This is a genomic window from Marinobacter sp. L-80 (genome assembly GCF_056859395.1).
Genome location: NZ_JBSXOI010000077.1, coordinates 102,622 through 126,754 on the forward strand (window position 1 = coordinate 102,622; position 24,133 = coordinate 126,754).

The following is a 24,133-nucleotide window of genomic DNA, read 5'->3' on the forward strand; positions in this document are numbered from 1 at the left end:
TCAGCAACACGATCTTTCACATTTGAAAACGGATCTGGAGCGGTATTTCTGCTAGTCTTTCGGATACTTGCTGAATAATATCGGTGTTTTGAGGCCGGTTTGTACACCCGCCATCATTTGATCCTGAAGCCGGAGTCGTTACTGACAAAATGGATACCACTACGATCGTCCTTTTGCTGGCGGCCATCGTGACCGTCTCGATTGTCATTATTGTGCTCAGTCAGATGCGGGAACGCGCCCGCATTGAACGGGCGCGCAAGATTACCGCTCAGGAAGACGCCTATAAAAGGGCCAATCGCCTGCTGACCGAAATTCCAGGCCAATACCTGACAGCCGATCTGAAACTGCTCCTGATTAAACGCATGGAAGAAGCTTGCACGGAGTTGGCCGGCCTGAAGTCGAACCTGCCGGTCAAGGAATGGCAGAAGTCCGCTGCAGAACTGAAAACACAGATCGTTGAAAAGCGCGACACCACCACGCCAGTCAAGATTGATTCCGCGGAAAAGTCGAATTACGTCAAGGAATTGCTTCAGAATCTGTTCAAGATGATTGAAGCCATGCACAAGAGCGGGCGGATTGATTCGGCCACCGCCAAGAAAAACCTCAAGTATGTGCTCTTCCTTGTCCACAAGACCCACGCGGATCTTCATGTGTTTCAGGCCCGGGACTATGTTCGCCAGAACCAGATCCGGAAGGCCATTCATGCCTATCACCTGGCCAGTACCGAAATGGGTAAATCCCGCGACAATCCACTTGCCATGAAAGCAGTGAAGAGCTTCCGGACGCGCATTCAGGAACTTGAGGCCATGAGTGCAGAGGGTAAGGAAAGCCCGCAGGGAGAGTCCAAACTGGACCGAGAGTGGGATACTTTTCTCCACGACGATGAGTGGAAGAAAAAGGCCGATTACGACGACTGAAGGTACCGAACGGGTCGCTGTGAGAGGCCCGTCAACAGGGACAGTGCAAACCCGTGAGCAACGGCTTCAAACAACGGCTTTCCTATAGACTGACTCGAGACACGGTCCTCGTTGCCATGGCCCTCGGGCTGGTGCTGAATGTGGTCCAGATTACCCTGGACTACTTTAGCGCGAAGGATTCCATGGAGAAGGAAATCCATGCGCTGATCGATATCAGCAACAGCCCGGCCTCCCAGATTGCCTACAACATCGACGTCCGCCTGGCGGAAGAGTTGCTCGACGGCCTGCTTCGCCATCCCGCGACCATTGATGCCCGGATTACCGATAATGACGACGAGACCATGGCAGCATCCAGCAAGAGCAGCCCGGTCTCGCCCTATCGCTGGGTCAGCGATCTGCTGTTCGGGCCGGATCGCGTATTTCGACAGGAGCTCCGGGTTCCGCAACTTGAGGATCTGCCACTTGGGCATCTGATCGTCACCATTGACACCTATCACTATGGGGCGCTCTTCCTCCAACGAGCCGGATACACGCTGATCAGCGGGCTACTGAAAAGCCTGATCCTGTCTGCAGCTCTCCTTGCCATTTTCTATTTTGTGCTGACCCGTCCCATGCTCAATGTGATCAGCGCACTGAGCCAGGTGCGGGCTACCTCTCCGGAAAAGGTCAGGCTTCCGATCCCGGCAAACCATCGGGAAGACGAGATCGGGACCATGGTTGGTATCATCAACCAGCACCTGGAAACCATCGATTCCAGCCTTGCACAACTCCGGCACGCCGAGAGTGCCATGAAAAACTACTCCACCCAGCTTGAGCAGGAGGTGGCGGACCGGACCCGGGAGATCTCCGAAAAGAACGATGCTTTGCAGCGCGGTAATCGCGCCCTGGTCAAAGCCAAGGAAGATGCAGTTCGCCGGGCGCGGGCAAGGGCCAATTTCCTGGCCAGCATGAGCCATGAGATCCGGACTCCGCTCAATGGAGTTCTCGGGATGCTCGGCCTGGCACTCGAGAGCGAGTTGGATTCTGCCCAGCGCAACAGGATAGAAATTGCTCTGAACGCCGGTGAAAGCCTGCTCGGGCTGCTTAACGACATACTGGACATCTCGAAAGTAGAGGCCGGGAAACTCAGTCTGGAAAACATCCCCTTCAGTGTTCGGCACCTGATCGAAGAGTGCGCGACACTCCATGCCCAACAGGCGCGGCGCAAGCGTATTCACCTGGTCACCGAAATCGATCCGGATCTGCCTGAAGACTTCCTGGGAGACCCGACACGGGTACGCCAGGTGCTCAACAACCTCCTGAGCAATGCCATCAAATTCACGGACGAAGGCAGCGTGAAATTAAAGGCAGCCTACTCCGGGGGTAGCCTGAGAATCGATGTCGTGGATACCGGGATCGGTATGTCTACTGAGGGCCTGCACCGGATTTTCTCACCCTTCTCCCAGGCTGATGCAGAGACCACGCGGCTTTATGGGGGCACCGGGCTCGGCCTGACGCTCTGCCGTCAACTTGTCGAACGCATGCATGGCCAGATTCTGGTGGACTCCCGGGAGGGCAGCGGCACACACTTCACCGTCACCCTGCCCCTGCCGGTTCATGGAGCCAGCGAAGATTATGATCTGCCCCGCGTGGATTCCCGCCTCAAGGACATTGGCATAGCGATGGCCATACCACCGGACAACCCACACCGGTCTGCGATCGAAGCCCAACTTCGCAAATGGGGCATCCCGATACGCGGCGCGAGCAGACACCCTGATGGAATTCTACTTGCACTTGCCAACGCCGGAGACGAAGAAACCCTGGCATTCGCAGACAACTGGCAAGGCGCCGGCGTCGTACTGGTGGACTCTTTCGGCACCCTGCCCCCTGCACTGGGGCAGCAACAGCTGCTCTCGTTGCCATTGCGACGGGATGAATTGCTACGTTGCCTGCTTCTGGCCGCGGGGCTGCTGAACAGCGAGGAACAAACGGCTACCGCCGTGGAAGACGATGAGCAAACCGGCACGGAGGCTTCCCTGAAAATCCTTCTGGTGGAGGACAATCAGGTCAACCAGATGGTGGCCGTCAGCCTGCTCAAGAAACTCGGCCATCGCACAGATCACGCAGAGAACGGCCTCAAGGCCATACAGGCATTGGAAAACAACCACTATGACCTGGTACTGATGGATTGCCAGATGCCGGTTATGGACGGCTACGAAGCAACACAGAGGATTCGGCAAAACCCCGAATGGAAAGACCTGCCGATCATCGCTGTTACCGCAAATGTGATGCAGGGCGACCGCGAGGACTGCCTCGCCTCAGGCATGAACGACTACATTACCAAGCCGTACAAGCGCGAAGAGCTCAGGACGGTCATCGACCGCTGGCGCCCCGCGATTTGACCGCGACCTTCAGGCCGGTAACAGTTTCTCGATGTCGGCCCGAATATCCTCCGGCTTGGTTGTAGGCGGATAGCGACGGACTACCTTGCCATCAGGAGCTACCAGGAACTTGGTGAAGTTCCACTTGACCTTTTCAGACCCCATCAGTCCCTTGGCTTCATGCTTGAGAAAGCGAAACAGTGGGTGGGCGCCATCACCGTTGACTTCGACCTTGGAAAACATGGGGAAGTCGACCCCGTAGTTGAGACTGCAGAACTGGCTAATTGCATCCTCGTCGCCCGGGTCCTGATTAAGGAACTGGTTGCAGGGAAAACCCAGAACCTCAAACCCCTTGCTCCCCAATTCGTTGTGCAGGGACTGCAGGCCTTCGAATTGCGGTGTGAAACCACATTTACTCGCGGTGTTCACTATCAGGAGCACCTTGCCCCGGTACTCCGCCATGCTTTGTTCATTACCCTTGATATCCCTTACCGTAAAATCGTAGACCGTCTCGCCTGCCATGAAGCTCTCCCTTCGATGTTTGTGTTCGTCGTGACTCCATTGTTCACAACACAGACCAAAAAACCATGGCAATGCAGGCTCTACGGCGATCATTTTTAAAAACCGGTTCAGGTTTGTGTGCTAAATCTGCCTTAACACGACACAATTCATCATAATTCCCCTGTTGCCGCCGGGCCTCGCTCCGCTAGAATAAAGGCCTCTCGTATTGGCAGGTGCCATTTTTCGATCTCAAAAGAAGGACGTCCGGGTCTTATGCAGAACTACTACAAATCCGCCAAGCTGGATAACGTGTGTTATGAAATCCGTGGCGTGGTTCTGCGGGAGGCACGCCGGCTTGAGGAAGAGGGTCACCGGGTACTCAAGCTTAATATTGGCAACCCTGCAGCGTTCGAACTGGATGTCCCGGAAGAAATCCAGCAGGACGTCATCTACAACATGCACCAGGCCCAGGGCTATGTGGAGTCGAAGGGGTTGTTCTCCGCCCGCAAGGCGGTCATGCACTACTGCCAGCAGCGGGGTATCGACAAGGTCGATATCGACGATATTTTCCTGGGCAACGGCGTCAGCGAGTTGATCGTTATGACGATGCAGGCCATGTTGAATACCGGCGACGAAGTCCTGATCCCGGCCCCCGACTACCCCTTGTGGACCGCAGCCGTCACACTTTCCAGCGGCAAGCCCGTGCACTATCGCTGCGACGAACAGCAGGACTGGTTTCCGGATATTGACGATATCCGCAAGAAGATCACCCGGCGGACCCGTGCCATTGTTCTGATCAACCCCAACAACCCGACCGGGGCAGTGTATTCAAAGGAGCTTCTCGAGCAGGTCATCGAACTGGCCCGCAAGCACAACCTGATTATTCTGTCGGACGAGATCTACGACAAGATCCTCTATGACGGTACCCAGCACATCTCGACCGCCTCGCTGGCCGACGACGTGCTGTTCTTTACCTATAACGGCCTGTCCAAGAATTACCGGGCAGCGGGTTACCGCTCGGGCTGGATGATCGTCAGTGGAGCAAAACACCGGGCGAAAGATCTGATCGAAGGCATCGACATGCTCTCGAATATGCGCTTGTGTGCCAACGTTCCGGCCCAACTGGCCATTCAGACAGCCCTGGGAGGCTACCAGTCCATCAACGATCTGGTGGCACCAGGCGGGCGGCTCTACGAGCAAAGGGAAACCGCCTGGCGCATGCTTAACGACATTCCGGGCGTAAGCTGCGTCAAACCCCAGGGTGCGCTTTACCTGTTTCCGAAACTGGATCCCAAGCACTTCCCTATCGTGAACGACGAGAAACTGGTTCTGGACCTGCTGTTGCAGGAGAAGATCCTCCTGGTGCAGGGGTCGGCCTTCAATATCGATGACAGGCAGCACCTGAGAGTCGTGTTCCTGCCCAGGGAAGATACCCTCGAGGATGCCATGGGCCGGCTCGGCAATTTCCTTGGCCAATACCAGCAATAACGGGGAAAACCATGGCGGATATTCACGTCGAGGAATTCTACAAGGATGCGGCCATTGCCCTGGTGCAGTTGTATGGTGCCTTTCCCAGGCGCATCAACCTGTTTGTCGAGGACATTGCCGGCCCGGATGAGCCGGACGAATTTGGCCTGCACAGCAAGCGACACATGGCCTGTTTCGGCGCCCTGCTCTGGCTCGCAGAGGAAGGTCTGCTCCGGTACGTCGACACCATCCGCCAGGAAGCTCTGGACCAGGCGGTTCTGACCAGAGACGCCTTTATCCGCCTGAGCGCGCCGGCGCCAGAGACTCTGACCAGCGAATTCGGAATCCCCGAGGAAACGGCTGCCGGTAATCTGCCCCCTTCCGTTCAGGAGGATCTTTCCACTCACATCCACCTGATTCGCAAGGCGCTGCGCGGGGGGAACTCCGCCCGAATCAGCCAGATCATGCAGGCAACCTTTTTTGCCGACCGCGGCAATTATTAAATCACCGTAAGCTCGTTGATTGATTGAACCGCGACCGCATATAACGGTCTGAATAGCGGCTTTATTTTCTTTGACGAACTGATCAGGGCACCAACATGCGTATTCTGCTGTTTCTGGCAACCAACCTTGCTGTCATCCTTGTCGCGAGCTTTACACTGCGGCTGTTGGGCGTGGATAGCTACCTCGCCCAGAATGGTATTCAGTATGGCTCTTTGCTGGCCTTCGCGGCGGTCTTCGGATTTGCCGGCGCCATCGTGTCTCTGCTGATATCCAAACGAATGGCCAAGTGGAGCACCAGGGCCCGGGTTATTGATTCCCCGAGAACACCTGCCGAGCGCTGGCTGGTGGATACCGTAGCCGAGTTGGCGAAGAACGCCGGTATCGGAATGCCGGAGGTGGCTATTTTCCCGGCGTCCCAATCCAACGCCTTCGCAACGGGTTGGAACAAGAACGATGCCCTGGTCGCCGTCAGCGAGGGCCTTTTGCATCGCTTCAACAAGGACGAAATCCGGGCAGTTCTGGGCCACGAAATCGGCCACGTGGCCAATGGCGACATGGTGACCCTGGCTCTGATTCAGGGTGTGGTGAACACGTTCGTGATCTTCGCCTCCCGGGTCATCGGTTCGTTTGTTGACCGGGTGATATTCAAGAACGAAAGTGGGCATGGCCTTGGGTTTTTCGCCGTCAGCATCGTTGCCGAGATTGTCCTGGGCATTCTGGCCAGCACGATCGTGTTCTGGTTCTCCCGCCGGCGGGAATTCCGGGCCGACATCGCTGGCGCCCAACTGGCGGGGCGCACAGCCATGATCAGCGCGCTTGCAAGACTGAAACAGGAAAGTGAAGTGCCGGATCAGATGCCGGATTCGCTCCAGGCATTCGGCATCAATCGCGGAGCCCGGGGCGGCCTGAGCGCCCTGTTTATGACTCATCCGCCCCTGGAAGACCGGATACAGGCATTGCAGCACGCCAAGCTGTAAAAAAACGGGGCCCGAGGGCCCCGTTTTTTGTTGTACAGGTGAGACTCGTTCAGATTTTCAACTTGAACCCAATGGCCCGGAAACTGTCCTGCAGCGATTTGCTGGTGCCCTTGAGCTGAATCTTGAGACTGGAACACTCCCGACGGACCGGGTAATCACGACGGAGCCTGTCAAAAGCCGCACCTCGCTCTTCAACGGATCCAGTCATGGCATTCCGCAGCCGGGCATCGTCGGGACGAGGGTCATAGCAAGCCCTCAGCGCAATGCGGATGGCATCGTCTTCGTCGGCCGAGCTGGTAAAGGAAATCTTGCTGAGCGCCGGCTCGGGTAAAAACTGGCCGGCTTTTTTGCGAACCGGCAAGCCCAGAAACTGGCTAAGCGCCTGGTAGATCATTTCCGTCCCCTGAACCTTGCCTTCGAGGCTGTATCCGGCGATGTGCGGTGTCGCCAGCCAGACCCGGTCAACCAGTTCGGGGTGAATCCTCGGCTCCTGTTCCCAGACATCCAGCGCCACGGTCGGCGCGTTACCCTGGTCAAGCCGGGCCAGCAATGCTGACGAGTCGATGACTTCTCCACGACCAGCATTGATAAGGAGCTGATTTGCGCCCAGAGCCTCAAGCTCGCGATGACCAATCATATGCAGCGTGGGATGGTCCCCTTCTCGCGTCAAAGGTGTGTGCAGGGACACCACATCACACTTCATGGCCTCTTCCAGCGACACAAACTCTTGGTCGTCCTCTTCCCGATCCGCCCTGGGCGGATCACAGAGGCGCACATCAAATCCAAGGCGTTCCAGTTTGTGGGCCAGTTCGCCACCGACATTGCCGACCCCGACTATACCAACACTGAGTTGGGACCAGTCTGCAAGGCCACGCCGCTCGGCATGCAGCGAAAGCACAGACAAAACGTACTCGGCAACACTGTTGGCGTTGCAGCCGGGCGCCGCCGAGAAGCGAATACCCGCGGCCTCGAGCCAGTCGAGATCGACATGGTCGGTACCGATGGTGGTTGTGCCAACAAACCGAACCCGACTGCCCTCCAGGAGCTCACGATTTACCCTGGTGACGGAACGAACCAGGACGATATCGGCATCCCGGACATCCTCGTTCGACATGGAACGGCCGGATACCCGGCGAATCTCGCCGATATCGCCGAAAAAGGAATCCAGTAAGGGAATGTTTTCGTCTGCTACGATCAACATGATGATATTCGGCCCTGTCAGTTCCTGCGCTGACGCTGATTGCGCCCACCCTGACCACGTCCACCGCCACCCTGCGGGCGACGACCGCGCTTGCGGGTAATTGGCGGATTGTCCATCGGCGCCATGAGCGCTTCATCGGGCACGGCAGTCTTCAGCTTCTGGCTGATGTAGGTTTCGATGGCGGGAAGCGCGAACGAATCGTCCTCACCGGCAAAACTGATGGAAACGCCATGCTTGCCAGCCCTGCCAGTACGCCCGATACGGTGCACATAATCTTCGGCATTATCCGGTAGATTGTAGTTGAACACATGGGTCACGCCGTTCACGTGAATGCCACGGCCGGCCACATCGGTGGCAACCAGCACCTGGATGCTGCCCTTTTTGAACTGGTCCAGGGTTTTGAGGCGTTTGTTCTGGGCGATCTCACCGGACATCAGGGCCACCTTGACTCCCTGGTTCCGCAGATCCTCTTCCAGGTCACGGCACTGATCCCGGCGGTTGGCAAACACCAGCGCCTTTTCCACTTCCGGACGCTTGAGAAAATTGACCAGCACCGGAAGTTTTTCATCGTCGCCCACCAGGTACACCGTCTGCTCAACCCGTTCCGCCGTTTTCTGTTCCGGTTCTATCTCCACGAACTCTGCATTACTCGTCCACATGGAGGCAAGATTCAGCACGTCCTGGTTGAAGGTGGCGCTGAACAGGAGTGTCTGGCGCTCATCCTTGGGTGTGCACTTGCGGATAATGCGCTTCACGTCCGGAATGAAGCCCATGTCCAGCATACGATCAGCTTCATCAAGAATCAGGATGTCGAGCTGGTCCAGAAATACGTCCTGGGAGCCGAGAAAATCGATCAGGCGCCCCGGAGTCGCCACGAGAATATCGACGATCTCGTTCTGCAACTGGTCCCGCTGCTTGTCATAGTTCATGCCGCCCACAACCGTCACCACATTATGGCCGGTATGCTGGCACAACTGCTCTGCGTCCTTGGCGATCTGCATGGCCAACTCACGTGTCGGTGCCAGGGCCAGCACCCGCGGCTCTGACGCAAACCGGTCTGTTTCGGGAATCGGCGTCTCCAGAAGGCTTTGAATCGCCGTAATCAGAAACGCTGCGGTTTTTCCGGTGCCGGTCTGGGCCTGGCCAATCAGATCCTCACAGGCCAGCGTCCAGGGCAGTGTTTCCGCCTGGATGGGTGTGCAATATTCAAAACCGATAGCCGTGATGGCATCCAGCAAGCGCTTGTCGAGGTTCAGATCGCTGAATCTCAGGTCGCCGGTGTGTTTTGGGTCAGATGTCATAGAGTCTCAGTTTTCCTGGAATGTCCTGATTCAGAATATAACGGAGCGATGCGCCGGGCATCTTCTTGCCAGCGCTCTTCAAGGATTTCTCCGGTACCGTAAAATGTTGCCAGCGTATCGAAAAACGCCTGTGCCCGGGGCGGCAACCCCCGGTCCAGATACTCGCCCGCCTGGATCCGCACATTGTGACGGAACCGCTCTTCATTGGCGGCGCCAGCTCCCGAGAGGTTATCCACGCTGATGTGAAAACGGAAACCTGCAGCCACCGCAAACAACCATTCAATGGCCTGGGGCTTGACCTCAACCTGCTCGAAAGCCTGTTGCTGCTGCAGTGTACGGCCATCCGGACAGTACCAGTAAGCATAGTCGTGAAGTGTGCGCCGGTACTCACCAGCAATACACCAGTGGCTTATTTCATGCAAAGCGCTGGCATAATAACCATGAGCAAAGACGACCTGTGCGAGACCTTCCGGCCCGCTCGCAGGCAAGTATTCAGGTTCATCGCTGCCTTTGACCAGAACTGTCCGGTATGCTTCCCGGAACTGGTCATTAAACAGCATGATAAGATCATTTGGACTGTGATTCATTGGGTGGCTATTGTGCGACTTTACCGCCCCCAATACCAGAGGGAACTTTGCCCATCCCCTCGTGTCCACTGCTGGCGTGAACCGGCGGCTGTAATGCTGTAACAATCCGACTTTTAGAGACTCTGATCAAACAGACACTAACCGGGAAATCTTACAATCAATGATGGCTTTCGCTGCAGTAAAGAAGATGAAATGCCAATGGGTGAATCCGTTGAACCTGTTCCTGGCACTCGCCCTGATGCTTTTGGCCTCCCCTTCTGCCTGGGCCCTCGGCGGCAACGGGAGTTCCCTGTTTGGCGGCCAGGGTAATGATTTCCTCCCGGTCGACGAAGCTCTGCCCTTCAGTTTCACCACCGACGCAGACACGGTGGTTCTCACCTGGGATATCACACCCGGACACTATCTTTATCGCGAACGTGTCAGCATTACCGCCACCAATCCCGATGTCGGACTTGGGGAACCCGCGTTTTCGGCGCCGGGAACGGTGACCGAAGACGAATTCTTCGGCAAGACCACGGTCTTTTTTGATCCGATTGAAGCCCGTGTTCCGATCTCGCTTCCAGCCGGCGTCCGGGAGGCAGAACTGCAGGTAACCTATCAGGGCTGCGCAAAGGCGGGGCTGTGCTACCCGCCCCAGACCCGGGATGTACTTTTCTATCAGGGTAGCGGTGGCTCCGGCTCGCCAACAGCTTCAGCAGCGGGTTTTTCGGGGGGCGGCAGCGCACCCGTGGACACTGAAACCGCCACCGGACTTGCAGGCTTTCTTGCACAGCAATCGACGCTCGTCATTGCAGGCGTGTTTCTGCTGCTGGGGCTGGGGTTAACCTTCACCCCCTGCGTACTGCCGATGGTTCCGATTATTTCATCGCTGGTTTCTGGCAGGAACACCCGGACAACCAGCCATGCCCTGCTCCTGTCGGGTAGCTATGTTCTGGGCATGGCACTGACCTATGCAGCGGCCGGCGTGCTGACGGGTCTGCTCGGAGCCAGCTTTAATTTGCAGGCACAACTGCAATCTCCCTGGGTTTTGAGCGTCTTTGCCCTGCTGTTCGTCGTCTTTGCCCTGTCCATGTTCGATCTCTTCGAGATCCAGCTGCCACGCTTCATTCGTGAGCCCCTCAATGATGCCAGTCACCGGCTCACCGGCAGCCGGGTATTCAGCATATTCGGCATCGGCGCCCTGTCGGCCCTGATCGTCTCGCCCTGTGTCTCGGCGCCTCTGGCCGGCAGCCTGCTGTATATCTCCACAACCCAGGACGCCGTGATCGGCGGGGTGGCGCTGTTTGCGCTCGGCCTTGGCATGGGCATTCCGCTGATTCTTGTGGCGGTCGGGGGGCGAAAATTGCTGCCGACTACCGGCCACTGGATGACCGCAGTGAAGCACTTCTATGGTGTGATGCTGCTGGCCGTGGCGATCTGGCTGGTGGAGCGACTGGTACCTGGCTGGCTGGCACTGACGCTCTGGGGCCTTCTTATCGCCATAACCGGCGTGCAGCTTGGCGCCTTTGATACTGCCAGGGCCGGCTGGGAACGGACCCGGAAGGGGCTGGGGCTGGTTCTTTTCGCCTATGGCCTGGCTCTGCTTGCCGGTGCTGTGGCCGGGGCCAATGACCCGCTGAAACCTCTAGCGCCCTTTACAGTCGCCTCCGCGTCATTCGGCGGGGCCGGCAATGCCGGTGTCCAGCACGCGGATTTTGTGCGCGTGAAACAGCCCGGTGAAATCGAGGCGATGCTCCAACAGGCCCGCGAACAGGGACGGCCCGTTCTGCTGGACTTCTACGCCGACTGGTGCATCTCCTGCAAGGTTATGGAACGCAATGTTTTCAGCAAGCCGGATGTAATCCAGGCGCTTAGCCCCTACACCCTGCTGCAGATCGATATGACCGACAACACCCCTGAACAGCAGGCAATGCTGGACGAACTCGGCCTCTTCGGCCCCCCGGCTATTCTGTTCTATCGCGGTAACGGCCAGGAGCTGCCCCAGCACAGGGTGCTCGGAGAAATGGATCGGGAGGAATTCCTCGGCCACCTCCAGAAACTGGACTCGGAGGTATAGCAGAGGGGCTACTCCCCCCTGCGTATCAGGTAGATGAACAGATCGTCGGATTCGGCCTGATGGACGAGTTCGTGGCCGAGAAACTGGCAGAAACGCGGGATATCCCGGGTGGTAGAGGGGTCGGTGGCCACAACCCGCAACACGCCACCGGGTTGAACATCGTTAATACGGTTATGCAGCATCATGACCGGTTCCGGGCAGAAAAGGCCCCGGGCGTCCAGCTCAAGGTCGTAGTCAGTTGCGGTCACACGTCGTCTCCTGTCAATGAACCTGATTTTTCGTAAAAACCTGCTAAATTATTGTTTATAACAGTTAAACCACTTGGAGGTTTCTCATGATCCGGGTTCTGATCGAACGCCATATTGCCGAAACCCTTGAAACAGCCTACGAAGAACGGTCGCGCAAGGTTCTGCAGCAGGCTGTCAGTGCCCCCGGTTTCATTTCTGGCGAAACCCTGCTCGACAGCCACGACCCCAATCACCGGATAACACTGGCGAACTGGCGCTCCGAAGCAGACTGGGATCGATGGTTTCACTCCGATGAGCGCCGTGAACTCATGCTGGAGCTTATCCCCATGATGGACGAAGAAGAGCACATTACAGTGCTGGAGCAAAGCGCCTTTTAACCCGTCCGCTCGATGAAACAGGTTATTTCTTCCCTGTCATGGTAAAGGTGGCGGGCTTTAAGGCGAAAACCGATGCCCGCCTCTTTCAAGCCATCAACGAGAATGTCCCGGCAAATCAGCCACTCGTCATAGCGCTTTTTCATAGGCAGCTTCAGATTGAAAACCGTGTAACGGCAAAGGCCGTCACCTAGCCAGGTCACAGCCAATTTTGCCGTTTTCCGGGGCTGATCCACAATGTCGCAGACCATCCAGTCGATGCCGCGCCTTGGCCGCCAACCATAACCATCCGCCTCAACATGCTCCACCTGTCCAGAGGCCATCAATTCAGGGTTCATTGGGCCGTTGTCCACTGCGGTTACCATCATCCCCTGACGCACAAGCTGCCAGGTCCATCCGCCCGGAGCGGCCCCAAGATCCGCGGCCTTCTTGCCACCACCAAGGTAGTCCAGCTCCTGTTCCGGAGGCAGAAACACCTTCCAGGCCTCTTCGAGCTTGAGGGCAGAACGACTGGGCGCTGATGCCGGCAGCCGCAGGCGCGGGATGCCACCAACGTAACGTGCCCGGTTATCCGCCAGACTGAAACCGACGACCGCCGACGTAAAATCGGGGAGGAAAACCTCGAGACGCGCCGGCGCAGGAGCATTCTGGTCAGCCTTCAGGAGGCCGGCTCCTCGCAAACCTCGGGAGAGCGGCGACACCCACTTTCGGGCAAAGTTTCCAAGGTCTCCATCCGCGTTGTTTTCCGGTAACCGGACTTCCAGCCGCGCACAACCCGGAAAACCGCGCCCAAGTCCACGGATTCCCTCGATAACGGCACCGACTCTGTCGGTCTCTGGCAGTCTGAATTGCCCGAGAACGACAATCCAGTCACGGACGAAGACCAGCTCCTCAAGAGGTAGACGAGCCATCACATCATCGGCAGTTTCCGGAACTGCCGGGTAGAAGCGCACCAGCCCCTGGTCTTTCAGGGGCTCGAAATACCCGAAAATACCTCGCTCCGAGGCTGAGTCGGTCATTTCACGGCCGGCTTCGGTTTCAAAGCCTGGCCGGCAAAACACAAGAATCTGTTCCATGCATTTCCTGAATCAGGGTCGGAGACCAACCCGTAAAAGTTGAAACTGTTTAACAGCTTAGATTGTCTTCTCTGGCTACACTTCCCGCTCTGATAACCGCGGGAAGCCATGAATGTCGTCCGTTTTGCGTTTGATTGCCATTCTCTGCCTTTTGCTGGCCCCTGCCCTGGCGCTGCCAGACACGGGTTCGATGGCGTCGGACTGCCCTGTCCTCGAGGCCACCGATACTGCTGCCCGCGCTTCCCTGATGCAATACGTTTGCTATTACAGTGCGCCGCCGGGCGCGCCCGGACATGAAGCAAGGAATCCGGACCAACTCCCCCGAAATATCAATTGGACCCCTGCAAACGGCCGGGACCTGGTATTCAGCCACACCAAATCCGTTTACTGGGTACACCTGCACGTCAGGAACTCCGGCGCTGAGCGGGCCGCCTGGTATCTGAAACTCAACTACCCGCTGCTGGACGAAGTCACATTCTGGCAGACGGGGAATGATACTACAGAGACACTGGTTACCGGAGATCAACGGCCTTTCGGGTCCAGGGCGGTAGACTACCGGTACTTTCTGCTTCCCGTCACACTGGATGGCGGTGAAACCCGGTCCCTGACGATCCGAATCCACAGCAATGGCGCTCTGAACGTGCCGCTCAGCTTTGAAACCCTGGCAGAAGTCATTGCCCGCAGTAATCATCTGACACTGACCCACGGGCTATTCTACGGCGCGCTCCTGGTCTTTGCGGTCTTCAACCTGCTGCTGTTTTTCAGCTCCGGGACCGGCTATTACTTCTACAACGCGTTTTACCTGGCAGCACTCGGACTCTTTCTGTTCGCCATGGGCGGCTTCGCGAACCAGTACTTCTGGCCAGACAACCCGGGCTTTGCCAATACATCCATCCCCTTGTCTTTGTCCCTTTGCGCCCTGGCCATGATCCTTTTCGGCCGGTCCTTCCTGGAAGTAGACCGCGGAACCATCTCGGAAACAGTCCTCAAAGGGCAGGCCTGGTTCTGCATTGGCTTCCTGGCACTAACACTGATACTGCCCTACAACAAAACCATTCTGCTCAATACCGTTCTTGCACTGACGGTTATTTCAAGCCTGTTCATCATCGCAGCGGTTCGTTGGAAACAGGGGTATCAGCCGGCTATGTGGTATCTGCTGGCCTGGCTGATCATGCTCGTTGGTGGCCTGATCTATGCCCTGGCGGCTTTTGGCTATCTGCATGACTTTCTTGCACGGGAGGCGCTGATGCAATCCGCAGTGGGAGGACAGGTGATCCTGCTGAACTATGCGATGGTGCAGAGGTGGCGCCTGCTGAACCAGAAGCTTCTGGACGTGGAACATAATGCGAGGACAGAACTGGAATTCAAGGTGCATGAACGAACCGCGCAGCTGCGGAACACCATGCGGGAACTGGAAAAGGCCAACCGCAAGCTATCGACATTGAGCCTGAACGACGCCCTGACCGGCCTTTACAATCGAAGGCACCTGAACAACATATTCCCGGAATTGTGCGCCGAAGCGCGGCGCACGTCCCAGCCACTGACCCTGGCGCTGGTCGATGCCGACCATTTCAAGAACATTAACGACACCTGGGGCCATGGCTTTGGGGACAGCTGCCTTCAGTTCATCGCCGAAATGCTGACCCGGCACGTGAAACGTCCCCGGGATGTTGCCATCCGATTCGGTGGTGAGGAGTTTGCGTTACTGCTGCCCGGAACCGATGCAAATGGAGCTTTGAATGTCTGTTCTGCATTGCTGCAAGACATCGCCAGGACGCCACTGCTCTCCCCAGACGGCAACAAAGTGAGAATAACCCTCAGCGCAGGTATCGCGTCACTCGTCTCCGGAGAGACCCAGAACCAACTGTTCGAACGGGCCGATGAGGCCCTGTACCGTGCAAAAAGCAGGGGCCGCAACCGCGCTGAGCTCTCTGAGGCTGTCGGGGTGCAGTAGAGATGAGGCTCAAAGCCGCTCGTCCACAAAGATCCGGGTTTCCCGGGCAGCCACCACGATCAGCTCCGCTTGGGTCTGTGGTTGGCTTTTCAGCGGCTGGAAATCATGATTACCCCCTTCCAGCCAGTGCAAACGGATTCCCTCCAACTCCTGCTCATGGCCAGCCATCTCGGACGGTTTCCCGAATGGATCCCTTGTCCCCTGAAGCACCAGCATAGGGCAGCTCACATTCTGGAAGTGCGCGGTACGCCAGCGGTCGGGCTTACCGGGCGGATGGAAGGGATAACCAAAGCAGGCGACACCATCAATACCCTCGCGACGGCTCGCCAGGATGCTTGCCATGCGTCCACCCATGGATTTGCCACCCACCAGTACCCTGCTGCCAGTTCCGCAATCTGATCGCACCTGATCAACCACCCGGGTAAAGCAGTCCAGCAACACGTGCTCTCTGTCGGGCGGTCGCTTCTTTCCATCCAGACGCCTTTTCTGCATATACGGGAACTCAAAACGTACTGTCTCAATGCCCTCTTGCTCCAGCGCTGCCGAAAGCTCCTCCATGAAGGTCGAATCGGCCGGCGCACCCGCGCCGTGGGCCAAAATCAGTACAACTTTCGGCTCATTCCCATAGCCTTTGGTCTTAATCAACTCCACAGAATTCACCTCATCCAGTTAAGCGACTATCATTGCACTCAGGCAACACACATTCCCTTAGCTGAAACAACTCCAATAACGGCACTGAAAAGGAAGCCATGTTGCTGATTTCGGCGCATTTGACGGATGTCAGGACTTGACCTGAGTCATTGCAAACAGCTAATCGTTTCTCCATACTTGCGCCCGCATATTTCCCCACTTTAAACCCATTGGTAAGGCTATGAGCACAGTAAATGCAAACCTGACATACAACTACAAGGTGGTGAGACAATTCGCCATCATGACAGTGGTATGGGGTATTGTAGGTATGGCGCTGGGTGTGCTGATTGCAGCACAGCTGGTCTGGCCGTCCCTCAACCTCGACCTGCCCTTTACCCACTTCGGCCGTCTCCGGCCGCTGCATACCAACGCCGTTATTTTCGGCTTTGGTGGAAGTGCCCTGTTTGCTACCTCCTATTATGTCGTTCAGCGCACGTGCCAGGCTCGACTGATTTCGGATAGCCTGGCTGCGTTCACTTTCTGGGGCTGGACGGCGATCATTGTCGCGGCAGCCATTACCCTGCCATTGGGCCTTACCACTTCAAAGGAATACGCCGAACTGGAGTGGCCGATCGATATCGCCATTGCGGTCGTCTGGGTGACGTACGCTCTGGTGTTCTTCGGAACCATCATGAAACGGGCCACACCGCATATCTATGTGGCTAACTGGTTCTATGGCGCCTTTATCCTGACCGTTGCAGTGCTTCATATCGGGAATAACATGGCGCTGCCAGCCGGTGCGTTCAAGTCCTACTCTGCCTATGCGGGCGTTACCGACGCCATGATGCAGTGGTGGTATGGACATAACGCAGTAGGCTTCTTCCTGACCGCAGGTTTCCTGGGCATGATGTACTACTTCGTTCCCAAGCAGGCCAATCGTCCGGTCTACTCCTATCGCCTGTCGATCGTTCACTTCTGGGCCCTGATCGCAACCTATGTATGGGCCGGCGGCCACCACCTGCACTACTCCGCCCTGCCGGACTGGGCACAGACAGCCGGCATGGTGATGTCCCTGATTCTGCTCGCACCTTCTTGGGGTGGCATGATCAACGGCATGATGACTCTGTCAGGCGCATGGCACAAACTGCGCACTGACCCGATTCTGCGCTTCCTGGTGGTTTCCCTGTCGTTCTACGGCATGTCCACCTTCGAAGGTCCGATGATGTCCATCAAGACCGTGAACGCACTCTCCCACAACACTGACTGGACCATCGGCCACGTTCACTCCGGTGCTCTGGGCTGGGTAGCCATGATCAGTATCGGCGCGGTTTATCACCTGGTACCGAAGCTTTGGGGACTCCAGGGCATGTACAGCACAGCGATGATCAACGTGCACTTCTGGCTCGCCACTGTGGGCACCGTACTGTACATCGTTGCAATGTGGGTTAACGGCATCATGCAGGGCCTGATGTGGCGTGCGGTTAACGAAGACGGCACGCTGACCTACAGCTTCGTTGAATCTCTTGAGGCATCCTACGCTGGCTACTTCGTCCGGTTCCTCGGCGGCGTCATCTTCCTGTCAGGCATGCTGATCATGGCTTACAACGTGTACATGACCGTGCGTCAGAAAGATGCGGTTGCGCAAGATAACGCGGCAACTCAGCCGGCGTAACGGGAGAGAGATCAGATGAAACACGAAATTGTCGAAAAAAATATTGGTCTGATGATCGTACTGATCATCCTGACCATCAGTGGCGGCTTTCTGGCCGAAGTAGTGCCTCTGTTTTTCCAGAAAGACGTTAACGAGCCGGTAGAGGGGCTTGAGCCCCTGTCAGCGCTCGAACTGGAAGGCCGGGACATCTACATCCGCGAAGGCTGCCATGTGTGCCATACCCAACAGATCCGCCCGTTCCGGGCGGAAACCGAGCGGTATGGCCACTACTCCGTTGCGGGCGAGTTTGTTTATGACCGCCCGTTCCTGTGGGGCTCCAAGCGCACCGGTCCGGATCTGGCCCGTGTTGGCGGACGCTACTCCGATGCCTGGCAGCGCCAGCATCTGTACGACCCGCGCAGCGTAGTGCCTGAATCCAACATGCCGGCATTCCCCTGGCTGTTTGAAGACAAGGTCGACCACAGCAAGACCGCTGCCAAGCTGGAGACACTTCAGACTCTGGGCGTGCCCTACACCGACGAGCAGATTGCCGAAGCAGCCGCTCAGGTGGAAGGTAAATTCGAAATCGAAGCGCTGGTCGCGTACCTGCAACAGCTGGGTACTGTGATTTCAGACAGACGGTGAACCATGGATATTAATGAGTTACGCGGCATTCACACACTTCTGGTAATGGCGGTTTTCCTGGGAATCGTCTGGTGGGCCTACAGCGCCCACCGCAGGAAGGCCAACGACGAGGCAGCTCACCTGCCCTTCGACGATGACGACGTGGAAAAGCGTACGCTCGAACAGGAAAAAACGGAGAAAAAAGAATGAGTACCTTTTGGAGCATCTGGATCAGTGTGATCGTGCTCGGTACCGTGTTCGGCTGCTGGTGGCTGCTTTGGGCAACCCGCAAGAGCCAGACAACCGATACCGAAACCGACCGCACCATGGGCCATTCCTTTGATGGCATTGAGGAATACGATAACCCACTGCCAAAGTGGTGGTTTTACCTGTTCCTGGCCACTTGTGTTTTCGCCCTCGGTTACCTGGCCCTCTACCCGGGACTGGGCAACTATAAGGGTCTGCTTGGCTGGACTTCCACTAATCAGTGGGAAGCAGAGGTCGCCGAGGCCGAGGAAAAATACGGCCCGATATACGCCCAGTACGGTGAGACTCCGGTTCCCGAACTGGCCGAGAACAGCGATGCCATGAAAATCGGCCAGCGTCTGTTCGCCAACAACTGTGCGGTTTGCCACGGCTCTGCCGCTCGTGGCCAGGTTGGCTTCCCCAACCTGACCGACGACGATTGGCTGTGGGGCGGAACACCGGAAGCAATCCTGGAAACCTTGCACAATGGCCGTATGGGTAATATGCCGGCCAAGGGCACCATGCCCGGCATGACCAACGAGCAGGTGGATCAGGTTGTGAACTATGTTCTGAGCTTCAGCGGTCGGGAAAAAGACGCCGAAGCTGCCAAAGCCGGCGAACAGGTTTACGCTCAGGCCTGTGTGGCCTGTCATGGCCCCGAGGGCAAAGGCATGGAGGCCATGGGCGCCCCCAACCTGACGGACAACACCTGGCTCTATGGTTCAACCTACGAGTGGATCAGGGAGACCGTCGTGCACGGCCGCCAGAACCAGATGCCTGCACAGGATCGTCTGCTTTCAGACGATCAGATTCAGATTCTCGCGGCTTACGTCTACAGCCTCTCGAACTGAGTCAGCCGGCCGGGGTGAAGAGCCCCGGCCCGGTCTTTTCAACCCTGTGCCTGCGCCGCGGGCACAGGCTTGAAAAGATCAGCAGCCTAACGGCCTGTTGCCCCGCATTACCATTTCCCTGGAGGTAACGATGAGCAGTGAGATCCCGGTCAAACAGGTTGACCCGTCCTCTGACCCGTCCTCTGACCCCTCCGACAACAACAATAAATCCGGAACCGTCGAGCTATACGCCAGCCGTAAGAAGATTTACGTCAAGGAAGTCAAAGGCTTCTTCCAACGCATCCGGAATGTCAGCCTGACGCTGCTGATGGGCATGTACTTTGCGTTTGTGTGGTTCACCCTGGACGGGCAACCACTCATTCATTTTGACCTTCCCGCCCGTGAGTTCCATTTATACGGGGCCACCTTTTACCCGAAAGATTTCATCCTGCTCTCGGGGATGCTGATTATCTGTGCCTTTGGCCTGTTTTTCATTACCACGCTGTTTGGCAGGGTCTGGTGTGGCTACACCTGCCCCCAGACCGTCTGGACCTTCATCTTCATGTGGGTTGAAGAGCGCATTGAAGGCAGCCGCAACAAGCGCATGAAACTGGACAAGGCGCCCAGCTCGGCAAACAAAGTCGCGAAAAAATCCGCCAAGCATACGGTCTGGTTTCTGATCGCACTGGCTACCGGGCTGACATTTGTCGGCTATTTCTATCCGATTCGCGAGCTGATCGCGGATCTGTTCACCCTGCAGGCCAACGGCTGGGCCTATTTCTGGGTCGGCTTCTTCACCGTTGCCACCTACCTCAACGCCGGCTGGATGCGAGAGCAGGTGTGTCTTTACATGTGCCCCTATGCCCGCTTCCAGTCGGTGATGTTTGACCCCAACACTCGCGTGGTTTCCTACGATCCGAATCGTGGCGAGCCCAGGGGCGGCCGCAAAAAAGGCGTGGATCCGGCCGAGGCCGGTCTGGGCGACTGTATCGACTGCGGCCAGTGTGTTCAGGTATGTCCTACGGGCATTGATATCCGGGACGGCCTTCAGTACGAATGTATCGGCTGTGCGCTGTGCATTGATGCCTGTGACGAGATCATGGACAAGATGAATTACCCGAGGGGGCTGATCCGTTACACCACGGAGAATGAACTTGAAGGCAAGACCTCCAAACTCCTGCGACCAAGAACCTTCGGTTATGGCGCGGTGCTGTCACTGATGATTGCCGCGATTATCTTCACCATCGCCACCCGTGTGCCAGCCCAGATGGATGCTCTTCGGGATCGCGGTGCTCTTTACAGTTTCAATGGCGAGGGGCGGATTGAGAACTCCTACACCCTAAAAATCGCCAACATGACCGAAGTTCCCCAAACCTTCACTCTGTCAGTGACTGGCCTGGAGGGGATCCGGATCCTGACGGACACTTCGGTAACCGTTGAAAGTGGTGAAAACCGCTCACTGCCGACCGTAGTCGACGTGCCGCCGGAATCCATCACCGAATCCAATAACGATATCCTGTTCAGGGCACAATCCGAGACCGATTCTTCGCTGAGCCTTGAAACTGAAAGCCGATTTGTCGGTCCAACGCGCTGATCGTCGATCGTGCAGCACTGACCGTTTGAATGAGACATTGATTTATGACTACTGAAACACCCGTAGCACCCTGGTACCGCCAACCCTGGTTCTGGTTCCTGCTGATTTTTCCGGGGGCGTCCATCATTTACTGCGCCGTTGCCATCACTATCGCTGTCAGCACAGAAAATGCGATGGTCACCGACGACTGGTCCAAAGAAGGGCGCGGAATTAACATGTCCATAGCAAGAGACCAGAAGGCGGAAGATCTCGGTATGGAGGCCCAGATTGATTTCCAGAGCAAAAATATCACCGTCAACCTGAACACCGTTGAGGGTCCGGCGGATTTCCCGTATCTGATCCTGAACCTGTTCCATCCAACGCTTTCCGACAAGGATCGCACTGTTCAATTCCAGCAAATCGCTCCAGGGCGCTTTGCCGGTAAGCTCCTCAATGACATAGACGGCCGCTGGTACTACGATCTACGGGGTCCAGCTAACGAGTGGCGATTAAAAGGCGAAGCCTGGCTGCCAGCTGAAGACGGAATTACAGTCAAGGCCGGGGGGTCTGCCCAAGGTTGACCAGGCTGGATTGCTTTCACTGCGGTGAGCCAGCGGACGGTGAGCCGCCCATCACCCTCGAGCTCGAAGGTTCTACCCGTCACTTCTGCTGCCAGGGCTGCAAAGCGGTGTGCCAGACCATTCGCAGCGAGGGTCTCGCCGGGTTCTATGATTTCCGGACCAAACCGGCCGTTACCCCAAAGCAGCTGACCCCGGCGGAACTGAACCGAATCAGAGAGCTTGATCACCCTCTGGTTCAGGAGTCGTTTGTTGCACCGGTAAAAGGCGCACAGGAAGCGCAACTGCTGATTGGTGGCATCACCTGTGCCGCCTGTATCTGGCTGCTTGAAAACCATATGAAGCAGCAGCCCGGTGTCGACTCCTTCTCGGTAAACCATACCACCCAACGTGCGCGCCTGGTGTGGTCCCCGGATCAGGTTCGGCTGAGTGACCTGCTGATCGCGATCCACGAGCTCGGCTACACCGCCCGCCCCTACCAGGCAGACGAGGCGGAACAGGCGCTCAAGGCCGAGCATCGGTCCATGCTCATCCGCCTCGCCATTGCCGGAATCGGTTCGTTCCAGAGCATGATGCTGGCGTTTCCCCTTTATTTCGAACTGGTCAGCGAGCTGTCGCCCGAGTTCGTCAGCTTCTTTCGCTGGTTCAGCCTTCTGGTCGCTACCCCCGTGGTGCTCTTCAGCGCTGCACCTTTTTTCCGCAATGCCCAACGGGATATCCGCAGCCGGCATCTGACCATGGATGTGCCGGTTGCCATTGCCATCGGACTCGCCTACCTCGCCAGCGCGTGGGTAACCGTCTTTGGCGGCGAGGAAGTGTACTTTGAGTCCGTTTGCATGTTCACCTTTTTCCTCCTGCTCGGGCGCTACATTGAAGTTCAGGCCCGCTACCGGGCAGGCCTGACAGGCAATGCGCTTGCAGGGTTTCAGCCGACCGTCGCCACACTGGTCCAGGGCGATACTACCGACATTATCCCTGCCCATAAGATCCGGCCAGGCGATATCGTTCGTGTGCGCCCCGGCGAAACCCTGCCCGTCGATGGCGAGATTGTGCGGGGAGAATCAACCCTGAACGAAGCAGCCTTAACCGGGGAATACCTCCCTGAAACCCGCCATCCCGGGGATACTGTCCACGCCGGCAGCGTGAACGGGGAGAATCCGCTCGATGTCAGGGTGGTTAAAGCCGGTGCCCAGACTCGGCTTTCAGGCATTCTACGAGTACTGGACCGCGTGCAGTCGGAAAAACCCCGCGTGGCCATGATGGCGGACCGGATGGCCGGCAAATTCGTCGGGCGGGTGCTTATTCTGGCACCGGTCGTCTGGATCGGCTGGTGGCTGGCCGGTGCCGACAATGCTTTCGACATCACGCTCTCCGTTCTTGTGGTCACTTGCCCCTGTGCGCTATCACTGGCCACCCCGACCGCAATCACGTCGGCCACTGTCAGGCTTCGACGCCTTGGCTTCCTCCCTACGCGGGGGCATACCCTGGAATCAATGAATACGATTGATACGGTGGTCTTCGATAAAACCGGAACACTGACCCGGGGCGAGCTCAGCCTGACCGGAACCACCATCGTTGGCAGCATGGATGAGCAGACTTGCCTCAAGCTTGCCGCGGGCCTGGAGAAATACTCCGAGCACCCCATAGCCAAAGTATTTCACCGTCGAACCACTGCTGCGGTCGAACATGTGGAAAATCACATTGGCGGTGGGCTTTCAGGCCGGCTGGGAGACCTGCAGCTGTTCATCGGCCACAGGGGGTTTGTCGAACAACATACCACCGCGCCAGCGCCACAAAAGGATCCGCATCAGGGTATGGAAATCTGGCTTGCCTCCGACCGCGAGTGGCTAGCCTGTTTCAGGCTCGACGACCAGCCCCGTGACGATGCCCGGGCAGCCATCAAAGCTCTTCAGGATTCCGGCATTCGCACCCTGCTCCTCAGTGGCGACCGTTCCGGGCATGTAAACCAGGTGGCAGACATACTGGGCATTGACGAGGCTATCGGACAAGCCTCCCCAGAAGATAAACTGGCTGTGCTGGAGAAGCTGCAAGCCGAGGGCCGGCACATCATGATGGTGGGCGACGGTCTGAACGATCTGCCCTCTATGGCTGGCGCCGGAATTTCGGTGGCCATGGGCACGGCTGCCGACCTGACCCAACTGAAAGCTGATGCAGTACTGCTGAATGGTCAATTGCTGCAATTGGTCGAAGCCCTTAAAACCAGTCGCCAGACCCAGCGCATCATCCGCCAGAATCTATGGTGGGCTCTCATATACAATGTGCTGGCGCTTCCCCTGGCCGCGGCCGGAATGGTCCCACCCTGGCTGGCAGCAATTGGCATGTCTCTCAGCTCTCTGGTGGTCGTTCTGAATGCGCTGCGGCTTGGCAAGGCACCGAGCCGGAAGAGTCAGGACAATCTCGCGGTTGGCGCCCAGGCGTTGTCCTGATACCGTGAACTTCTAATCTTTTCTGCGAGGTT

Annotated in this window: 22 protein-coding genes; 15 read left to right on the forward strand and 7 right to left on the reverse strand. The window is 57.1% G+C overall.

Annotated features, from left to right (window positions below):
* Nucleotides 1-149 precede the first annotated feature (149 nt).
* Entirely contained in the window at nucleotides 150-917 is a 768-nt protein-coding gene (locus AC13E3_RS20035) for a hypothetical protein (RefSeq protein ID WP_273158067.1), read from the forward strand.
* A 53-nt stretch (nucleotides 918-970) separates the two neighbouring features.
* The gene (locus AC13E3_RS20040; RefSeq protein ID WP_273158065.1) at nucleotides 971-3,298 is read left to right on the forward strand and encodes an ATP-binding protein; all 2,328 of its coding nucleotides are present in this window, start codon (nucleotides 971-973) and stop codon (nucleotides 3,296-3,298) included.
* Between the two features lie 9 nt (nucleotides 3,299-3,307).
* Here AC13E3_RS20040 and AC13E3_RS20045 read toward each other — a convergent pair whose 3' ends face one another.
* Complete coding sequence (locus AC13E3_RS20045) at nucleotides 3,308-3,799, reverse strand: glutathione peroxidase (RefSeq protein WP_092029806.1); 492 nt, start codon at nucleotides 3,797-3,799, stop codon at nucleotides 3,308-3,310.
* Nucleotides 3,800-4,051: 252 nt separating this feature from the next.
* Between AC13E3_RS20045 and AC13E3_RS20050 the strand changes: the two genes are divergently transcribed.
* The 3 genes from AC13E3_RS20050 to htpX all read left to right on the forward strand — a co-directional run bounded on the left by AC13E3_RS20050 (nucleotide 4,052) and on the right by htpX (nucleotide 6,725).
* Complete coding sequence (locus AC13E3_RS20050) at nucleotides 4,052-5,266, forward strand: pyridoxal phosphate-dependent aminotransferase (protein WP_014577437.1); 1,215 nt, start codon at nucleotides 4,052-4,054, stop codon at nucleotides 5,264-5,266.
* A gap of 11 nt (nucleotides 5,267-5,277) precedes the next feature.
* Nucleotides 5,278-5,748, forward strand: coding sequence for a hypothetical protein (locus AC13E3_RS20055; protein WP_088557032.1), 471 nt, complete (start codon nucleotides 5,278-5,280; stop codon nucleotides 5,746-5,748).
* 95 nt (nucleotides 5,749-5,843) lie between these two features.
* The gene (gene htpX / locus AC13E3_RS20060) at nucleotides 5,844-6,725 is read left to right on the forward strand and encodes a protease HtpX (protein ID WP_053112243.1); all 882 of its coding nucleotides are present in this window, start codon (nucleotides 5,844-5,846) and stop codon (nucleotides 6,723-6,725) included.
* Between the two features lie 49 nt (nucleotides 6,726-6,774).
* Here htpX and pdxB read toward each other — a convergent pair whose 3' ends face one another.
* Genes pdxB through AC13E3_RS20075 form a run of 3 tightly spaced genes read right to left on the reverse strand, consistent with a single transcriptional unit; the run spans nucleotide 6,775 to nucleotide 9,814 of the window.
* Nucleotides 6,775-7,926, reverse strand: a complete 1,152-nt coding sequence (gene pdxB / locus AC13E3_RS20065) for a 4-phosphoerythronate dehydrogenase PdxB (protein ID WP_482902442.1) — start codon at nucleotides 7,924-7,926, stop codon at nucleotides 6,775-6,777.
* A gap of 17 nt (nucleotides 7,927-7,943) precedes the next feature.
* Nucleotides 7,944-9,227 (reverse strand): DEAD/DEAH box helicase, encoded by a 1,284-nt coding sequence (locus AC13E3_RS20070; protein WP_482902443.1) that lies wholly within the window; start codon nucleotides 9,225-9,227, stop codon nucleotides 7,944-7,946.
* Nucleotides 9,224-9,814: an elongation factor P hydroxylase gene (locus tag AC13E3_RS20075; RefSeq protein ID WP_405420254.1), complete on the reverse strand. Its 591-nt coding sequence runs from the start codon at nucleotides 9,812-9,814 to the stop codon at nucleotides 9,224-9,226. Before AC13E3_RS20075 ends, AC13E3_RS20070 begins: the two co-directional genes overlap by 4 nt.
* Nucleotides 9,815-10,001: 187 nt before the next feature.
* On the opposite strand from AC13E3_RS20075, the gene dsbD reads away from it, so the two are divergent.
* The gene (gene dsbD, locus AC13E3_RS20080; RefSeq protein ID WP_405420256.1) at nucleotides 10,002-11,870 is read left to right on the forward strand and encodes a protein-disulfide reductase DsbD; all 1,869 of its coding nucleotides are present in this window, start codon (nucleotides 10,002-10,004) and stop codon (nucleotides 11,868-11,870) included.
* Between the two features lie 8 nt (nucleotides 11,871-11,878).
* Here the strand turns inward: dsbD and tusA are convergent, their stop codons facing one another.
* Nucleotides 11,879-12,118, reverse strand: a complete 240-nt coding sequence (gene tusA / locus AC13E3_RS20085) for a sulfurtransferase TusA (RefSeq protein WP_482902444.1) — start codon at nucleotides 12,116-12,118, stop codon at nucleotides 11,879-11,881.
* Nucleotides 12,119-12,204: 86 nt separating this feature from the next.
* On the opposite strand from tusA, the gene AC13E3_RS20090 reads away from it, so the two are divergent.
* Entirely contained in the window at nucleotides 12,205-12,495 is a 291-nt protein-coding gene (locus tag AC13E3_RS20090) for an antibiotic biosynthesis monooxygenase family protein (RefSeq protein ID WP_014577445.1), read from the forward strand.
* Here AC13E3_RS20090 and rlmM read toward each other — a convergent pair.
* Entirely contained in the window at nucleotides 12,492-13,568 is a 1,077-nt protein-coding gene (gene rlmM, locus AC13E3_RS20095) for a 23S rRNA (cytidine(2498)-2'-O)-methyltransferase RlmM (RefSeq protein WP_092029813.1), read from the reverse strand. The genes AC13E3_RS20090 and rlmM overlap by 4 nt on opposite strands.
* A gap of 112 nt (nucleotides 13,569-13,680) precedes the next feature.
* Here rlmM and AC13E3_RS20100 point away from each other — a divergent pair, with 112 nt between their 5' ends.
* Nucleotides 13,681-15,522 (forward strand): sensor domain-containing diguanylate cyclase, encoded by a 1,842-nt coding sequence (locus AC13E3_RS20100; RefSeq protein WP_092029815.1) that lies wholly within the window; start codon nucleotides 13,681-13,683, stop codon nucleotides 15,520-15,522.
* 9 nt (nucleotides 15,523-15,531) lie between these two features.
* Here the strand turns inward: AC13E3_RS20100 and AC13E3_RS20105 are convergent, their stop codons facing one another.
* On the reverse strand, nucleotides 15,532-16,173 hold the full coding sequence (locus AC13E3_RS20105) for an alpha/beta family hydrolase (protein ID WP_092029817.1): 642 nt from the start codon (nucleotides 16,171-16,173) through the stop codon (nucleotides 15,532-15,534).
* 220 nt (nucleotides 16,174-16,393) lie between these two features.
* Between AC13E3_RS20105 and ccoN the strand changes: the two genes are divergently transcribed.
* The 7 genes from ccoN (at nucleotide 16,394) to AC13E3_RS20140 (ending at nucleotide 24,101) form a co-directional block, all read left to right on the forward strand.
* The gene (gene ccoN / locus AC13E3_RS20110; RefSeq protein WP_008174734.1) at nucleotides 16,394-17,824 is read left to right on the forward strand and encodes a cytochrome-c oxidase, cbb3-type subunit I; all 1,431 of its coding nucleotides are present in this window, start codon (nucleotides 16,394-16,396) and stop codon (nucleotides 17,822-17,824) included.
* Nucleotides 17,825-17,839: 15 nt separating this feature from the next.
* On the forward strand, nucleotides 17,840-18,448 hold the full coding sequence (ccoO, locus tag AC13E3_RS20115) for a cytochrome-c oxidase, cbb3-type subunit II (RefSeq protein WP_092029819.1): 609 nt from the start codon (nucleotides 17,840-17,842) through the stop codon (nucleotides 18,446-18,448).
* A gap of 3 nt (nucleotides 18,449-18,451) precedes the next feature.
* The gene (locus tag AC13E3_RS20120) at nucleotides 18,452-18,637 is read left to right on the forward strand and encodes a CcoQ/FixQ family Cbb3-type cytochrome c oxidase assembly chaperone (protein ID WP_008174730.1); all 186 of its coding nucleotides are present in this window, start codon (nucleotides 18,452-18,454) and stop codon (nucleotides 18,635-18,637) included.
* Nucleotides 18,634-19,524, forward strand: coding sequence for a cytochrome-c oxidase, cbb3-type subunit III (ccoP, locus tag AC13E3_RS20125; RefSeq protein ID WP_008174728.1), 891 nt, complete (start codon nucleotides 18,634-18,636; stop codon nucleotides 19,522-19,524). The genes AC13E3_RS20120 and ccoP overlap by 4 nt, the downstream gene beginning before the upstream one ends.
* Nucleotides 19,525-19,654: 130 nt before the next feature.
* Nucleotides 19,655-21,097, forward strand: coding sequence for a cytochrome c oxidase accessory protein CcoG (gene ccoG, locus AC13E3_RS20130; protein ID WP_008174726.1), 1,443 nt, complete (start codon nucleotides 19,655-19,657; stop codon nucleotides 21,095-21,097).
* A gap of 44 nt (nucleotides 21,098-21,141) precedes the next feature.
* Nucleotides 21,142-21,657, forward strand: coding sequence for a FixH family protein (locus tag AC13E3_RS20135; protein ID WP_008174725.1), 516 nt, complete (start codon nucleotides 21,142-21,144; stop codon nucleotides 21,655-21,657).
* Nucleotides 21,654-24,101, forward strand: a complete 2,448-nt coding sequence (locus tag AC13E3_RS20140; RefSeq protein ID WP_288365398.1) for a heavy metal translocating P-type ATPase — start codon at nucleotides 21,654-21,656, stop codon at nucleotides 24,099-24,101. The genes AC13E3_RS20135 and AC13E3_RS20140 overlap by 4 nt, the downstream gene beginning before the upstream one ends.
* Nucleotides 24,102-24,133: the final 32 nt, after the last annotated feature.